Annotated in this window: 13 protein-coding genes and 1 tRNA gene; 10 read left to right on the top strand and 4 right to left on the bottom strand. The window is 46.7% G+C overall.

Annotated elements, in window-relative coordinates:
• Nucleotides 1-83: 83 nt before the first annotated feature.
• Complete coding sequence (locus QUA99_RS30375) at nucleotides 84-578, bottom strand: hypothetical protein (protein WP_333244574.1); 495 nt, start codon at nucleotides 576-578, stop codon at nucleotides 84-86.
• Between the two features lie 199 nt (nucleotides 579-777).
• On the opposite strand from QUA99_RS30375, the gene QUA99_RS30380 reads away from it, so the two are divergent.
• Entirely contained in the window at nucleotides 778-951 is a 174-nt protein-coding gene (locus QUA99_RS30380; protein WP_333244571.1) for a hypothetical protein, read from the top strand.
• 119 nt (nucleotides 952-1,070) lie between these two features.
• Complete coding sequence (locus tag QUA99_RS30385) at nucleotides 1,071-2,075, top strand: MvdC/MvdD family ATP grasp protein (protein WP_333244569.1); 1,005 nt, start codon at nucleotides 1,071-1,073, stop codon at nucleotides 2,073-2,075.
• 260 nt (nucleotides 2,076-2,335) lie between these two features.
• Here the strand turns inward: QUA99_RS30385 and QUA99_RS30390 are convergent, their stop codons facing one another.
• Entirely contained in the window at nucleotides 2,336-3,199 is an 864-nt protein-coding gene (locus tag QUA99_RS30390) for an Npun_R2479 family HD domain-containing metalloprotein (RefSeq protein WP_333244566.1), read from the bottom strand.
• Between the two features lie 234 nt (nucleotides 3,200-3,433).
• Nucleotides 3,434-3,748, bottom strand: coding sequence for a Mo-dependent nitrogenase C-terminal domain-containing protein (locus tag QUA99_RS30395; RefSeq protein ID WP_333244562.1), 315 nt, complete (start codon nucleotides 3,746-3,748; stop codon nucleotides 3,434-3,436).
• Nucleotides 3,749-4,067: 319 nt separating this feature from the next.
• On the opposite strand from QUA99_RS30395, the gene QUA99_RS30400 reads away from it, so the two are divergent.
• Nucleotides 4,068-4,883 carry a cobyrinic acid a,c-diamide synthase gene (locus tag QUA99_RS30400; protein WP_333244559.1) on the top strand — a complete coding sequence of 272 codons (816 nt, stop codon included), beginning with the start codon at nucleotides 4,068-4,070 and terminating at the stop codon, nucleotides 4,881-4,883.
• Between the two features lie 170 nt (nucleotides 4,884-5,053).
• On the opposite strand, the gene QUA99_RS30405 is transcribed toward QUA99_RS30400, so the two are convergent.
• Nucleotides 5,054-6,097 (bottom strand): AI-2E family transporter, encoded by a 1,044-nt coding sequence (locus tag QUA99_RS30405; protein ID WP_333244557.1) that lies wholly within the window; start codon nucleotides 6,095-6,097, stop codon nucleotides 5,054-5,056.
• Nucleotides 6,098-6,222: 125 nt separating this feature from the next.
• On the opposite strand from QUA99_RS30405, the gene QUA99_RS30410 reads away from it, so the two are divergent.
• The 7 genes from QUA99_RS30410 to QUA99_RS30440 all read left to right on the top strand — a co-directional run bounded on the left by QUA99_RS30410 (nucleotide 6,223) and on the right by QUA99_RS30440 (nucleotide 13,002).
• Nucleotides 6,223-6,504: a hypothetical protein gene (locus QUA99_RS30410; protein WP_333244555.1), complete on the top strand. Its 282-nt coding sequence runs from the start codon at nucleotides 6,223-6,225 to the stop codon at nucleotides 6,502-6,504.
• A gap of 9 nt (nucleotides 6,505-6,513) precedes the next feature.
• Nucleotides 6,514-7,665, top strand: coding sequence for a glutamate--cysteine ligase (gene gshA, locus QUA99_RS30415; RefSeq protein WP_333244552.1), 1,152 nt, complete (start codon nucleotides 6,514-6,516; stop codon nucleotides 7,663-7,665).
• A 238-nt stretch (nucleotides 7,666-7,903) separates the two neighbouring features.
• Complete coding sequence (locus QUA99_RS30420) at nucleotides 7,904-8,365, top strand: tRNA (cytidine(34)-2'-O)-methyltransferase (protein WP_333244549.1); 462 nt, start codon at nucleotides 7,904-7,906, stop codon at nucleotides 8,363-8,365.
• A 583-nt stretch (nucleotides 8,366-8,948) separates the two neighbouring features.
• Nucleotides 8,949-11,417 (top strand): peptidoglycan DD-metalloendopeptidase family protein, encoded by a 2,469-nt coding sequence (locus QUA99_RS30425; protein WP_333244547.1) that lies wholly within the window; start codon nucleotides 8,949-8,951, stop codon nucleotides 11,415-11,417.
• Nucleotides 11,418-11,555: 138 nt separating this feature from the next.
• Nucleotides 11,556-11,628 (top strand) — tRNA-Met (locus tag QUA99_RS30430).
• A gap of 127 nt (nucleotides 11,629-11,755) precedes the next feature.
• Nucleotides 11,756-12,355, top strand: coding sequence for a peroxiredoxin (locus QUA99_RS30435; RefSeq protein WP_333244544.1), 600 nt, complete (start codon nucleotides 11,756-11,758; stop codon nucleotides 12,353-12,355).
• 107 nt (nucleotides 12,356-12,462) lie between these two features.
• On the top strand, nucleotides 12,463-13,002 hold the full coding sequence (locus QUA99_RS30440; RefSeq protein ID WP_333244541.1) for a redoxin domain-containing protein: 540 nt from the start codon (nucleotides 12,463-12,465) through the stop codon (nucleotides 13,000-13,002).
• The last annotated feature ends 144 nt before the right edge of the window (nucleotides 13,003-13,146 follow it).

Below are 13,146 nucleotides of genomic sequence, written 5' to 3' on the forward strand. Positions count from 1 at the left end.
GATGAAAATCCATGAGCTTATCCTCTAGCGTAAAGTTCCTCTATTATACAGTTTTCACCGCCAACCCAGAAGAACCATATCTTCTATTCTGTCAAATCGACTTGTCGAATCTCTTCTAGCGTCAGATCCAAACATTGTGCGATTTGCTCGTCGCTCAATCCTATTGCTTGCAAGCGTTGGATCGCCTCAATTTTCGCCTGCCGCTTTCCCCGCAAAAACTCAGGCGACTCTTCCTGCGATGTGCAGACATTCAGCGATCCGATTAAATGACCACGAGCAACATGATTGCCACTAATCACGCCACCCGTAACGTTGCTAATCATTGACTTGCGAATCAGTGCCGATCGCAAATTTAATTTATTAACCTCTTCTCCAAAAGCATCAGAGAACAACTCCCATAGCTCGTAGCCCACATCTTTAGCATAACCCTCAGTACAGTTCAGCGCTTGGGCAATATCGCCGTACTTTTGTCGCTTCAAAACGCCCTCAATTACTCCAACTTGCATATCATCCAAATGCTTGCCAGTTTTCGCAAACACCACTTCATCTGCAAAAGCCAGTGCTTCTTTAACGTTCATTAGCTTTCCTCACGAGCTCGCCACAACAAAATTATAACCGTCTAGATCCGACTATTTTCGCCTTAAATACAAAAACGGTTGAATAGCTCTTAAAAATTTCTGCATTATCCGACTTTTTTCGACTTTTTTCGACTATACAAATTAATGTGCAAGTTGTAGCATTGTGAGTGTGAAACCATCACTCAATAAAAATTAAGTTATGACGACTACCCAGATCGCTCTCGACAAAAAAGCAAATCCTTTGATGATGCACCTGAGCATTTTACCAAAGTACCGCATCACCGCCAAGGAAACGTTTAGTTACGATCCCACTACACAGACTTCTAATATCCAGTCTATGGATGCCTCCACGTGTCAGCGACAAGGTTCCTGACGAAGTGACGACTAGCATTTTCTCGGAGTATTGGGATCGGAGTCTTCTTTCTTGAAAGACCTGTGTCTTTTTTGTGTTCCAGGTCTTTCATTATCAACTTTATTTTAATTAATTTAGATATGACCGACCTTTTGATCGTAACTTCCGAGACTGATAATCATGTAAATGTCCTTATCAACGAATTGCATAAATCAGACGTTCAAGCAATTCGATTGAATTCAGAAAGTTTTATTCAACAAAGTCAGTATTTTTATGAAGGGCAAGCTTCTGGCAATCCCAGTCAAAGTTTTTTGTTTTTTGAAGACTCCTTGAAAAAAGTGCAAGAAGTTGGCGTGATTTGGTGGCGTAAACCAGACGAGTATCAACTGTTTCCAGAAGTTAATGATGATTGGGCTATCAAGTATTGTCGAGAAGAAACAGAGCATTTAATTTATTCTATATCGGGACTCTATCCGAAAGCTAGATGGATCAATAACTACTACAACATGAGATTGTTATCTCATCGAATCAACCAAATCCCAATTGCTCAAAAACTTGGAATTACTATCCCTCCAACACTCGTCACCAATTCATACAAAGCTGCTTGCGAATTTGTGACACAACAGGGAAAGTGCATTGTTAAAGCGATGCGCTACTCTGGATTTCTACATAATGAAAAACAGTATGCTTGCTATACTCGCCCCATTGATTTAGAAACACTTGAGGTATTTCGAGAAAGCATTCGATTGGCACCTGTTTTTATTCAAAAACGCATTCAAAAGAAAGCAGAATATCGTGTTACCTTAATCGGCAAGCATAGTTTTGTTTGCCGCATTGATGCCCAGCATACCAACGATGCAGACGTGACTTTGGATTGGCGCGTCATCGAACCGGATAAACTGGTTGATGTTCCCGACAAATTGCCGATCGACTATCTCAACAAACTTCATCAAATGCTTGACGAGTTTGGTTTAAATTTTGGTGCATTCGATATCATTCGCGACGAGGACGATACGCTCTATTTTATCGAACTAAATCCCAACGGACAATGGTATTGGATCGAAATTCTCACTAAAATGCCTATGGTTCGCGCAATGGTTGAACTCATCGAAGATTTAGCGCTGCAATATCAACAGGATTGCTGAATTTTATCAAATCCGTTGGCATCGGAATTGATACCCACATCAAGGACACGGCAGTGCCGTTTCCCTACAATTGATCGCGGTGGGAAACGGCACTGCCGTGTCCTCTATATCATAAGGAGTGCAACCGGAATTGATATCAGTCCTGGACGCATTGTAACGGTGCAACAAGGCTTTGAGATTGCTTCGCTTCTCTCGCAATGACAGAATTGCGTTATCTGTGCGTCCAGGACTATGAATATCGCCCCAAATCCACCCCAACCCTAACGAACCACAGCCACATCCTCAACTCCCACTTCAGAATGCTCCACGCGGAACACATTCGCGTTCAAATTAGCAACAATTTGTTTTCCCTGCTGCGTCAGTTCCAAATAGCCGATCGCATCCTTTACATACCGATAAACCACATTCCAATAAAACTTTGGATAACCATCCCGTAACTCCCCGGGATTCTGATAGCCCAAAACCCGATTCTGCCCAGTCTCTTCAAACTCGTAAAACAGCGCAGCAATCTTTTGCAAATATCGCGGATCGCTCAACTGACCAATTAAATCGGCCGCGCGAACCAAACCCGGATAATTCACAGTATCTTGATAATCTTCATCCGCAGGAACCGGGAAACGAGTCAGCTCAATATTACGCTTAACCAGCTCAGCATCAATCAGTTTGTGACCGCCAAAACGCTCGTCAATAAACATTTTTGCCCGATCGATATGATAAGCGGTCAAACTCGCATCCGTCGCCCCCGGAGGTAGCTTCACTTGCAAATCGTCTATCCCCGTTGCATACAGTCTCAAATCAGTTCGATCTTGCCGGCAAACCCCCTTCACATACCCGATATCGTGACACAGCAAAGCAATGTGGAAATGCAGCCAATGTTCACATAAAACACCACCCTCGCGGATGTGCTTGCCGCGCAGAATCTCCTGTCCCACCAATGTCACTAAAATAGTGTGTTCCACATTGTGGTAAAGAGCATCGCTATTAGCAATATTTTCCAAAGCCATACTCGCTACCCAAGCAATAATTTCACCATAGTCAGATTTGAACCCACCGTAGGTGTAGCGGTAGCCTTCAATCAGCCGATTTACAAAAGCATTAATCAGCAGTTCAGTTGCGTTAAACATATTCACTTCCCTGTGCCAAAGTAGCTTGTTAAATTATTTTTGTAAAAATAGTTTTTATGTTACCGTTTGATGTTATTTTGGGCTTAACCGCGACGATGGATGCCTGCTCCTATTTAGAGGCATCCAGTGTTATTATCAACGATTATGACTTAAATTACCGATCGCACAACTAGGAGTTTCACGCACCCCGTACACAATTCACATCAATGGCGATCGAGGTATGACACCCCTCAATCAGCAGTAAGGCGTTACATCTTCCCCGCACACGTCAGCTAAAAAGGAGAGCGACCGAAAACGCAACCCCACTAATTCTTCATACACAGGATTCAGCTTGCACATAGGCGGTATGTGGAAAAGATGGTGTCCCAATAGCTGGATATCTCTCTCAAAAGGACACTGTGCTGGTATAATTTGGCACAACCACCGAGCTACTTGCGGATCTCCCACTGCAATGCGATCGAGCCACTGTCGCACTGGTTGGACGAGGCGATCGCCAAAACTTAAGTGTTGGCACTGATTTTTAGGAAAAATACTTGTAGTCGAGTTCATAATTAACCTCAGTAATCATTACTAACAAAGAGTTATGAATCACCCTTTCTTAATAATCAACCAAACCCGCCGTTACCCCAGTGACGTGGATAAGTTTCTCTCGTGACACTCGCGGCCTCAAAATGTGATACAGAAAACTAACAGTTGTGATGACAAGTCCCAAAAAGTGTGAGACAGATCACGCCCTGTACCCGCTACGTCATGTATCTTAAGATATATAAAAAATAAATATAAGTTTTTACTCTCCGCCTCTACTTTAAAATCCTACTTACCTGCGATATATTACCCGGTCAATTTACTAATGTTAAGGTTCCAGGCAATGATTCAACAAAAACATAAATATGCCGACCTTGCTCAACGCCCCCACACAGATACCGTGCTGGAAAAACTCCCTGTAGAAGTTAAAGATTGGGCCCAAAGCTTGCCTTGGAACCAGCGGCGCTATGTCTTGTCACTTTGCTACATATTGTGCGCCTCTACTCCCGACTTGCAAGCAGAATTTTTAGATGACTATACAGCCGACGGTTTAGTCTCAAAAATGTTTGAAGATGTAGATACTCTACACCGAGTCAAAGAGTATTTAATCAGATTCCGAGTCAAAAAACAATTAAACGAATCAGATTTAAGAAGCTACATCAAACAATTTTACATCCACTCAGCTCAACAAGCGCGCCGAGAAACAGACCAATATTTAGAATCTGCACTCCGCTTCGTCTTGAGTACAGAAGAACGCAATAATGTTTTTAACTACATTTTGGGCTTTGAATTTATTAAAATTGTGTTTCAAATGAGCTGGTTGCAACACGAAAGATTAGCGAGACTGCAAAAAAATCAGTCCCAGTTTATTGAAACCTATATCAAGCCGATTCAACACGCACACAGAATTAATGGCATAATTCTCCCGAAAGATGAGAGAATATTTTTTGCCAGACGCGCCTATTACGTTCAACTGCCTAACATTTCTTACAGAAAACTCATTGAGTTAGTCATGGCAACTTTTACTACAGAAATGGTGAGTAATTGTGGATTTTCTATAAGTCGCCACTCTCAAGCTCTGCGCTTTGACTGCGATTACATCTACGATCCAGAACCAGAAGAAGAAAGATTTCCTACGGACTTACAATTTATTCATTGACTTTAGGCAGTAAGGTTCGCACGGCTCTGTACACCATACTTAGCTTTTTTCTATTTATTTTTAGTGCCGCGTTGGGCAAAGGATAGTTTTTGAAGCATCGCACTTCTAGTAGGTAAGTGAAAACCCGCTTTTTCAGCCGGATTTGATATAAAATACGATAGCTGTATCAATTAACCTTCCGCTTGCATTTCTTCAATTTCAAACCAGCTAACTATTACTCCCGCTAGCGGAATAGCCAGAAATATGCCTAAAAGTCCTGCCGACCTCGCCCCGACTAACAGTGCAAAAAATACCACTACCGGATTGAGGTTAAGCGAATTTTGCATGAGTCTCGGATGAATAAAGTTGTCTTGAATTTGCTGCAAAACAATGCAAGCTGCCAATACTTTTAAAGCTAGCCACACACTTTGAGACAATACAATAAAACAAACTAAGCTAATTCCCAGGGTCGCTCCAATCCCAGGAACTAAATCAAACAATCCGATAATAAAGGCTAAAATCAAGGGAAATTTCACATCTAACAGCAGAAAAATTAAAAAACTTGCTGTAGTCAAAAATAACATTAACAGAATTTGTGCCTGAAAAAATCCTAAAAAGTTTCGCTCTATTGTTACACTTAAACGCCTGTGCAGGTGTCGGGGTATAAATTTGAGAACCAACAGCCACAGCCTCTCTCCATCTAGTAACATGAAAGAAGCCACCACCATAATTAATATTAAATTCAATAAGTTGGTTAAAAATACTTGTAAAAAAGCAATACTCGAAACAACTCCAGCCAAAGCTTGATTTCGCAGTTGTTCCTCAATAACTCGCAGGTTAACTTGCAGGTTTCTCGCCCGCAGGAAGGCTTCGATGCGCTCGGACAGAGGTGCCAGAGCATTCACAAATTCAGTCATGCTGTCAATTAATTGCTGTCCTTGAGATAAAAGAGTGACCCCTAGGGTGACGGTGAGACCGCCAAAAACTAAAATGGCGAGCAAGACAACGAAGGCGACAGCTAAACTTCGCGGTAAAAATCGCTGGAGAGTTCGCACCGGATAGTTGAGCAAAAAAGCCACGAGTGCAGCAATGGTGAAAACCGCGACTGCCGTTTCAAAGTAAGCTAAAAGTTGCAGTCCAGCCCAACCAGAAGCAAATAAAAGCAAAAACCGGACTAAGGCTAAATTGCTTAGCATATTCCAAAAATTGGGAGGGGTTCTTTCTTGCTCTTTCACAGGGATTTTTAGGGGTTAATATTATAGCTCAAAAATATTGCAGAGCCCTCTTTTAGAATCGCACCCAAGATATATCTGCGGCTATCCCCCTCAAGGCAGAAAATAGATCTCGAACTGAGGCAGGAGTGGGTTCTATTCACCATAAGTTCGATCGCCGCGAATGCCGAATTCAACACGCCCGCGATCGAACAAACAGCCTTTTTGACTCTAAAACCGCCTCGGAAGCTCTTTGCGGTACCAGGATTTGCCACCTCGGCCCGCAACTAACACACAAATGCTCAAACTTGCTCGATGCCTCAAAACCCGGTTTCAGTGCCAGTCCCGAAAAATTTCAACTCTGCCTCTTGGAAGATAGTATGAACAGGTCAATTTTTGGGATACTAGAAACTAGCACTCAACTTAGCTGAGGAACAAACGTGCTGCTATCAAAAGGCTTTGAAGTAGAAATGTATACCGGGACGCCCCAAGGTGAGGTGGTCGGTCTCTCCGATCGCATAGTCGCCGATCTAGAGGGATTTGTCCGGGAGCCTGATAGCCGCAATGTGGAGTACACGACCGCCCCGCTGTGCAGCTACGATCGCCTGTTGTGCGCCTTAGTCAAGCCGCGAGTCCGGCTGCGCGAGTATTTAAAACAATTGGGCGACTATACCTTGCTGCCGGGAAGTACCCTGTCTCTCGGAGGGAGCGATCAATTTTACAGATCCGATCCCAACAACCCCTACCACACCTACATCGAGCAAACCTACGGCACCAAAGTCGTCACCGCCAGCATTCACATCAACATCGGCATCTCCCAACCAGAACTGCTGATGCGGGCCATCCGCCTCGCCCGCGTCGAAGCACCGCTGTACCTTGCCTTGAGCGCCTCTTCCCCCTTCCTCGACGGCGAAGTCACGGGCTATCATTCCACTCGCTGGGGTTTGTTTCCCAAAACTCCAGCCATCGTCCCCCTGTTTGAAAGTCACAGACATTACATCCAGTGGACTGAAGAACAGCTAGAACTCGGCACCATGCAAAACGTCCGCCATTTGTGGTCTGCCGTGCGGCCAAATGGCGATCGCCGTCCCTACTGTCTCAACCGCCTCGAACTGAGAATTTGCGACCTCGAAGTCAATCCTCTGGCCCTGCTGGCCATCACTGCCTTACTAGAAGCTCGCATTTGGCAGATGATGGAAGACCCCAGCTTAGACCCCTTAGAACTCAGCACCTTGCCTGCGGCCACCCGCAACCAAGACTTAGTTGCTCTCACAGATGCCAACGAAATTGCTGCATCTCGGCAAAGTTTGGATGCCGAACTCACCCATTGGCAAGACGGCAGAACTATTCTGGCACGAGATTGGATTGAGGAAATTTACCGAGAAGTCTGGCCTATAGCCAAAAAACGCGGCTTTAGCTGCTTTCTCTCCCCCCTCAAAAAGATTCTTCGGGAAGGCAACACCGCCCTGCAGTGGTTGAAGCTGCACGAGGGCGGTTCGGACACCCGCAGTATTATTTTGCAAGGGATTAAGGGCATGGCTCACCAAGAATGGGAGCTCGAAGACAACTTGTGTGCCCAATTAGTTGCCTAAACTACCGGCAGCATAGCCAGGAGGCTACTGAAAGCCCCGGGCTATCCGTACTCAGCTAACAATACAAATAGCCCGAATCTCGTGCGAAAAAGTTACAGAGCTGCTCCCAAAAAACAAATCAGAATTTTTAATCAATGGAACTCGACAAAGGCCATAAATAAAAGCTATAAGTTATATCTACCTTTGGGTAGATTTCTAGATTTCCCAAGAGCTGTAGTTAGCGCTGTTAATTAGCTTCATGCCCCAACTTGTCTTGATTCACCCGCAAATCCCCCCCAATACTGGCAATATCGCCCGCACTTGCGCCGCTACAGGCACGGAACTGCATTTAGTCGGCCCGCTGGGGTTTGAAATTAGCGATCGCTACCTCAAAAGGGCCGGCTTAGATTACTGGCCCTACGTCAACCTCCACTGCCACGAAGATTTAGCGGCTTTTTTGACCTGTCGGCAGCAGCGCGGGGGGCGATCGATCGGATTCAGCACTGGCGGGCGATGCAGTTACGCCGAATTCCAATTTCAGGCCAGCGACTGGCTGATGTTTGGCTCGGAAACTGCTGGTATTCCCCAATTCGTCTTAGATGCCTGCGACGCCACAGTTTTTATTCCCATGAGCCAGCCTGGAGTCAGGAGTTTGAACCTCTCTGTCAGCGCCGCTGTAGGTTTATTTGAGGCTAAACGACAGTTGGGCGAGCTGCGATAAATCATTATCCACACATAAATATATAGATATTTAATAGCTGCCTAGGGCGGCCTAATTTGCATTTAAATATAAGAAATTTGTATCAAAGCCAGGAGAATCTAGATAGCTGAGATTAATATATTTTATTCATCCAAAAACAGATTGTTATCAGCAACACCAAATTACTCGCAAGACAATTGAGCAACAAAAACAGAGAAATTCACCGATTTAGGGCTTGAAGGGAGTACGGGCTTGGCTCTGAACGCTACATCTAGTAAATATACGGTTGTAAGCAGTCCGGAAATTAGCGTAGAGTCGGATAATAGGTGAGAGTCTGAGCCTTACCGGAACGCAGATTTTATGTATTCGTTCCAGCTATTGCAGTGTAAGGCTTTTGGGGTGTAATTGCAGCAGGTTGAACCGATAATTTTAAAATTTATGACGGTTCGAGCTTGTCTAAATTAAAAAAGCAAGGTAATCTGGCCTAAGCATGATAGCTCTCAACAATCAGAATATTTTTGCTTGTTGATTTAAATTCAGCGTCATGCGATCCCCTTGAGTGTTTCCAAGGACAGTTAGCGCTTCTCAGTAGGAGGTCGTTTTTTTGAAACGAACATATCCCCAAATTAAGCCTGTTCAGGCTAGTGAAATCGACAGAGACGGTTCAGCAGAACCGTCGAAACAGACAACGCTCAGCACTGGCAGAGTTCGCTCTCTCGCCACGATCGGGCTGGCAATATCGGTAGGTGCTTCTGGCATCCTGCTACCGAGAAATGGAGACAGCGCTCGCGCGTCTGAACTCGCACCGACATCAGAATCCACCGCTGAAGTACAGCCAGTCTCGGCAAACGGGCCCGCTACGGCAGCACAAGTTGACGGTTCCAGGGTCGAACAGCCAGGATCGCCTTCTGACCAGGTGGCGGTTAAGGTGCAGCAGGGACAAACCATTTGGGAACTGTCTCGGGATTATGAAGTTGAACCTTTGGCACTAGCAACTGCCAACAGCATCAAACCCGATACCCCACTCCAAGTGGGCCAAGAACTCAGAATTCCGACTGGGACGGACGCCGCGCCACAACAGAACGCCGGCTATACTGCGGCGGCTTCGCTAGAGGGCGCAGCAGTCAATCCCGAACAAGAGTTAAATCTGACTGGCTCCGAGCCGTTGGATAGTGCAGGCCTGTCAGGGCAGCCATCAACCGCAGCGACTCCGCTGGGCGCGACGGTACCGGAACAAGGTTCGATCGATAGCCCGAACGCAGACGGGGCGATCGACAGTTTGAAAAAACAGGAAAACCGCACTACAGAATCGGATCGAACAGGGTTCGGGTCTGAGGGGGGAGCAACTTCATCTACACCTGCGGCATCTTTGCCGGAGTCAGCACCGACGCTGGCAGCCCCCGGATATGCAACTCAGACAACTATTCCCGACCTCGGGGCGACACCTATAATTCCAAATGCTGGGGTCGGTCAAGCAGCATCGGCCGATCGAGCATTCGAGTCAATTGAACAGTCTCTGGCAACACCCAGTTTGCCCTCGGCTGTGCTAGTCCCCCCTGCGGGAAGTACCGCCACGCCGGCTGAGGTGCTCTACAGCGTGCGTCCGGGAGATACCCTAGATGCGATCGCCAAAGGTCACGGGGTATCGCCCAATGAGCTGATCTCCGTCAACAAACTCGGCAACCCCAACTTGCTGAATGTCAATCAACGGCTGAAAATTCCTCAAGTTCGGTTAAATAATCCAGCGGTGCAGGCGGCAGCCTCTTATTCTGCCTCCAACTCTACATCTGTGCGGTCTGCAGCTTCGGTTCCCGCATCTATGAACCCCAGCTCGTCTACCCCGGAAATAACCGACGCCGGGGTTGCAGCACCCGCGCCAACAGTGCCCGTTGTGTCTCCCCTGGCGAACTTGGAAGGTCTGAACAATATTTCAGCGCCGATGGTTCCGAAAATTAACAGCATTTCGCTAACTCAAGTTTCTCAAGCGATTAGCGACCCCAGGAAGCTGGAGCTTGAAGGCGAACCAACATTTACAGGTGCAGTTGACACCAGTGCCCTGCCCCGGTCAGCAAATGCAACGGCTACCGCCATCGCTACGGGAGAATACCCGCAGCCTGCGGGCCTGCCAAATGCTAGCGCCCAGGGTTTAAATGCCGCTCAAACTAGCGCTTTACCTGAGTCCAATCCGGAGGCTCTCTCCACCCAGCAGGCTCTCAACCCTTATGCCGAACGCTTGAGGGCAGAAGTTGTGAGGCTGCGAGAGGAATATCGTGCCGAGCGCAATTCGATCGGCGCAAATGCAGTGTCCCTGGCTCCGGCTGACGGGCCCTCGAGCAACCCGTCTGAGGATCTCCCCAGTGTCAATCCATATCTCTACACCCCCGACTATACTGAGGCGGTGCAGAATGAAATCAGCAGACCGCCGTCGAGAGCCTGGTCCGAGCAGGTTCAGAAGCAGCAGCAAGAGCGTTATGACCCCGCTAGCGCCGCGGAACTGCAACCGATCGACCTGACGCCGACTTCTGCTCAGGATCGGCCGATGGTAGCAACTGCTCCTTTGGGAGCAGACGGTTACGACCCCCTGAGCAACCCGTCTTTGGGACGCATGGTTTCTCCAGAACTGCCTCCGCTGTCGAACCCTGATACTTATCTGCCTAACGGCAAAAAACAGTCGGCTAACGGGTTTATTTGGCCGTCTAAGGGCGTTCTTACTTCTGGCTACGGCTGGCGGTGGGGACGGATGCACAAAGGAATTGATATTGCAGGGCCGATCGGCACGCCAATTGTGGCAGCATCAGACGGGGTGGTTACGTATGCTCAGTGGAACGACGGCGGCTACGGGTATCTGGTGGAAATTACCCATCCTGACGGCACTGAGACTGTCTATGCCCACAACAGCCGAATTTTGGTGCAAAAAGGTCAGAGAGTCGCTCAAGGGGAACAGATTTCAGAAATGGGCAGCACAGGCTTCAGTACCGGGCCGCACTTGCACTTTGAAATTCATCCCGCCGGACAGGGTGCTATCAACCCAATGGCTTTTCTGCCCGACGATGCGTCCAGCGCTTCTCGGTAACGACTGGTCGGAAGTTATGGGTTTTGAATGATTAGCAAAACTCATAACTTTTACTAGAAGTTATTATAAATGGTGTTGTATGAATACTAGACATAGCTAGCCCTACCGTGCTACGATAGTAAATCGTGAAGTAAGTTTGGCTCAGTGGCGCAGTGGTTAGCGCAGGGGACTCATAAGCCCAAGGTCGCAGGTTCAAATCCCGCCTGAGCCATGATTTAATCGAAAAAACCGCGCTCTCAAAATTGAGAGCGTGTTTTTTTTGACTTTTAGAGAAGATACTTGTAGTCGTTATGAGTATGATATATTTGTAACAGTTCGTAAAAAAGGAAACAAAATCTATGACCAGTGAATGCCTCCGGGTTGGTCAAGCTGCACCCGATTTCGCAGCCACAGCCGTAGTGGATCAAGAATTCAAGACAATTAAACTGTCAGACTACAAAGGCAAAAAGTATGTAGTCCTGTTCTTCTACCCCTTGGACTTCACCTTTGTGTGCCCGACTGAGATCACAGCATTTAGCGATCGCTTCGAGGACTTCAAGAAAATCGATACCGAAATCCTCGGCGTATCCGTTGACAGTGAATTCTCTCACCTCGCTTGGATACAAACAGACCGCAAATCAGGCGGTGTCGGCGACCTCAACTATCCCTTAGTTGCTGACCTCAAAAAAACAATTAGTTCTGACTACAACGTCCTCGACCCAGAAGCAGGCATTGCCCTCAGAGGTCTGTTCATCATCGACAAAGAAGGCATCATCCAACACTCTACTATCAACAATCTTGCCTTCGGCCGCAACGTGGACGAAACTCTCCGCACTCTGCAAGCTATCCAATACGTCCAGTCTCACCCCGATGAAGTTTGTCCCGCCGGCTGGCAGCCCGGTGACAAGACTATGACTCCCGATCCGGTCAAGTCTAAGGTATTCTTTGCTGCGGTTTAAGCGCATTATATTTGTAGGGACAGTGCCGTGTCCCTACCCGCGGGCCCATTCATGTAACCGGATTTTGAATTACCAATTAGCAATTACCAATTACCAAATTAGGCAATATGCTGACTTCTACTAATTTTAGCGGCTTGTTAAATCAGCGGTTTTTCCAAAATTTATTGCCTGTTCCCGCGACAAATGTTCTGAAGCTGGGACAGATGACCCCAGATTTTGAATTACCTGATATTAATAATGGCAAATTGGTGCGGCTGTCCAATTATCGGGGCGATAAGCCGGTAATTTTGGCTTTTACGCGGATTTTTACTGAAAAGCAATATTGCCCTTTCTGTTTTCCTCATATTAAAGCTTTGAATGAAAACTGGGAAAAATTTGCCGATCGCAACATAGAATTATTGATGGTGACCAGTACCGACGATCGCCAAAGCCAAATTGTAGTTAGAGATTTAGGCTTGAAAATGCCTCTGCTGTCCGATCCAGGCGTAAGAGTGTTTCGGGCTTATCAAGTCGGTCAGGCTTTAGGTGCTCCTTTGCCAGCTCAGTTTGTTTTGGATGCAGAAGGAAAACTCGTCTTCAAACATTTGTTTTCTTTCATAGACCACAATGCTAGTGTGGACACTTTACTGCAATATGTCGATCGGTAGGTACCGATCAGGACACGGCAATGCCGTGTCCCTAGCTGACAGCGCAAAATTTGTGGCATTAATACTGTTAGGATCGCGAATTAAATAATTTACACTCTTGAAAGTGGGGTGGGCTCTCGTAGCCCGCCCTTTCTGGACGGGCGG

The sequence above is a fragment of the Microcoleus sp. F10-B2 genome (assembly GCF_036704965.1).
In the GTDB taxonomy this organism is placed as follows: Bacteria; Cyanobacteriota; Cyanobacteriia; order Cyanobacteriales; family Microcoleaceae; genus Microcoleus.

Bases quoted from the DNA above. Each gene is read 5' to 3' on its own strand.
- QUA99_RS30380 (WP_333244571.1), top strand. From the start codon at position 778: ATGACGACTACCCAGATCGCTCTCGACAAAAAAGCAAATCCTTTGATG.
- QUA99_RS30435 (WP_333244544.1), top strand. From the start codon at position 11,756: ATGACCAGTGAATGCCTCCGGGTTGGTCAAGCTGCACCCGATTTCGCA.
- QUA99_RS30385 (WP_333244569.1), top strand. From the start codon at position 1,071: ATGACCGACCTTTTGATCGTAACTTCCGAGACTGATAATCATGTAAAT.
- QUA99_RS30390 (WP_333244566.1), bottom strand. From the start codon at position 3,199: ATGTTTAACGCAACTGAACTGCTGATTAATGCTTTTGTAAATCGGCTG.
- QUA99_RS30420 (WP_333244549.1), top strand. From the start codon at position 7,904: ATGCCCCAACTTGTCTTGATTCACCCGCAAATCCCCCCCAATACTGGC.
- QUA99_RS30375 (WP_333244574.1), bottom strand. From the start codon at position 578: ATGAACGTTAAAGAAGCACTGGCTTTTGCAGATGAAGTGGTGTTTGCG.
- QUA99_RS30395 (WP_333244562.1), bottom strand. From the start codon at position 3,748: ATGAACTCGACTACAAGTATTTTTCCTAAAAATCAGTGCCAACACTTA.
- QUA99_RS30440 (WP_333244541.1), top strand. From the start codon at position 12,463: ATGCTGACTTCTACTAATTTTAGCGGCTTGTTAAATCAGCGGTTTTTC.
- QUA99_RS30400 (WP_333244559.1), top strand. From the start codon at position 4,068: ATGATTCAACAAAAACATAAATATGCCGACCTTGCTCAACGCCCCCAC.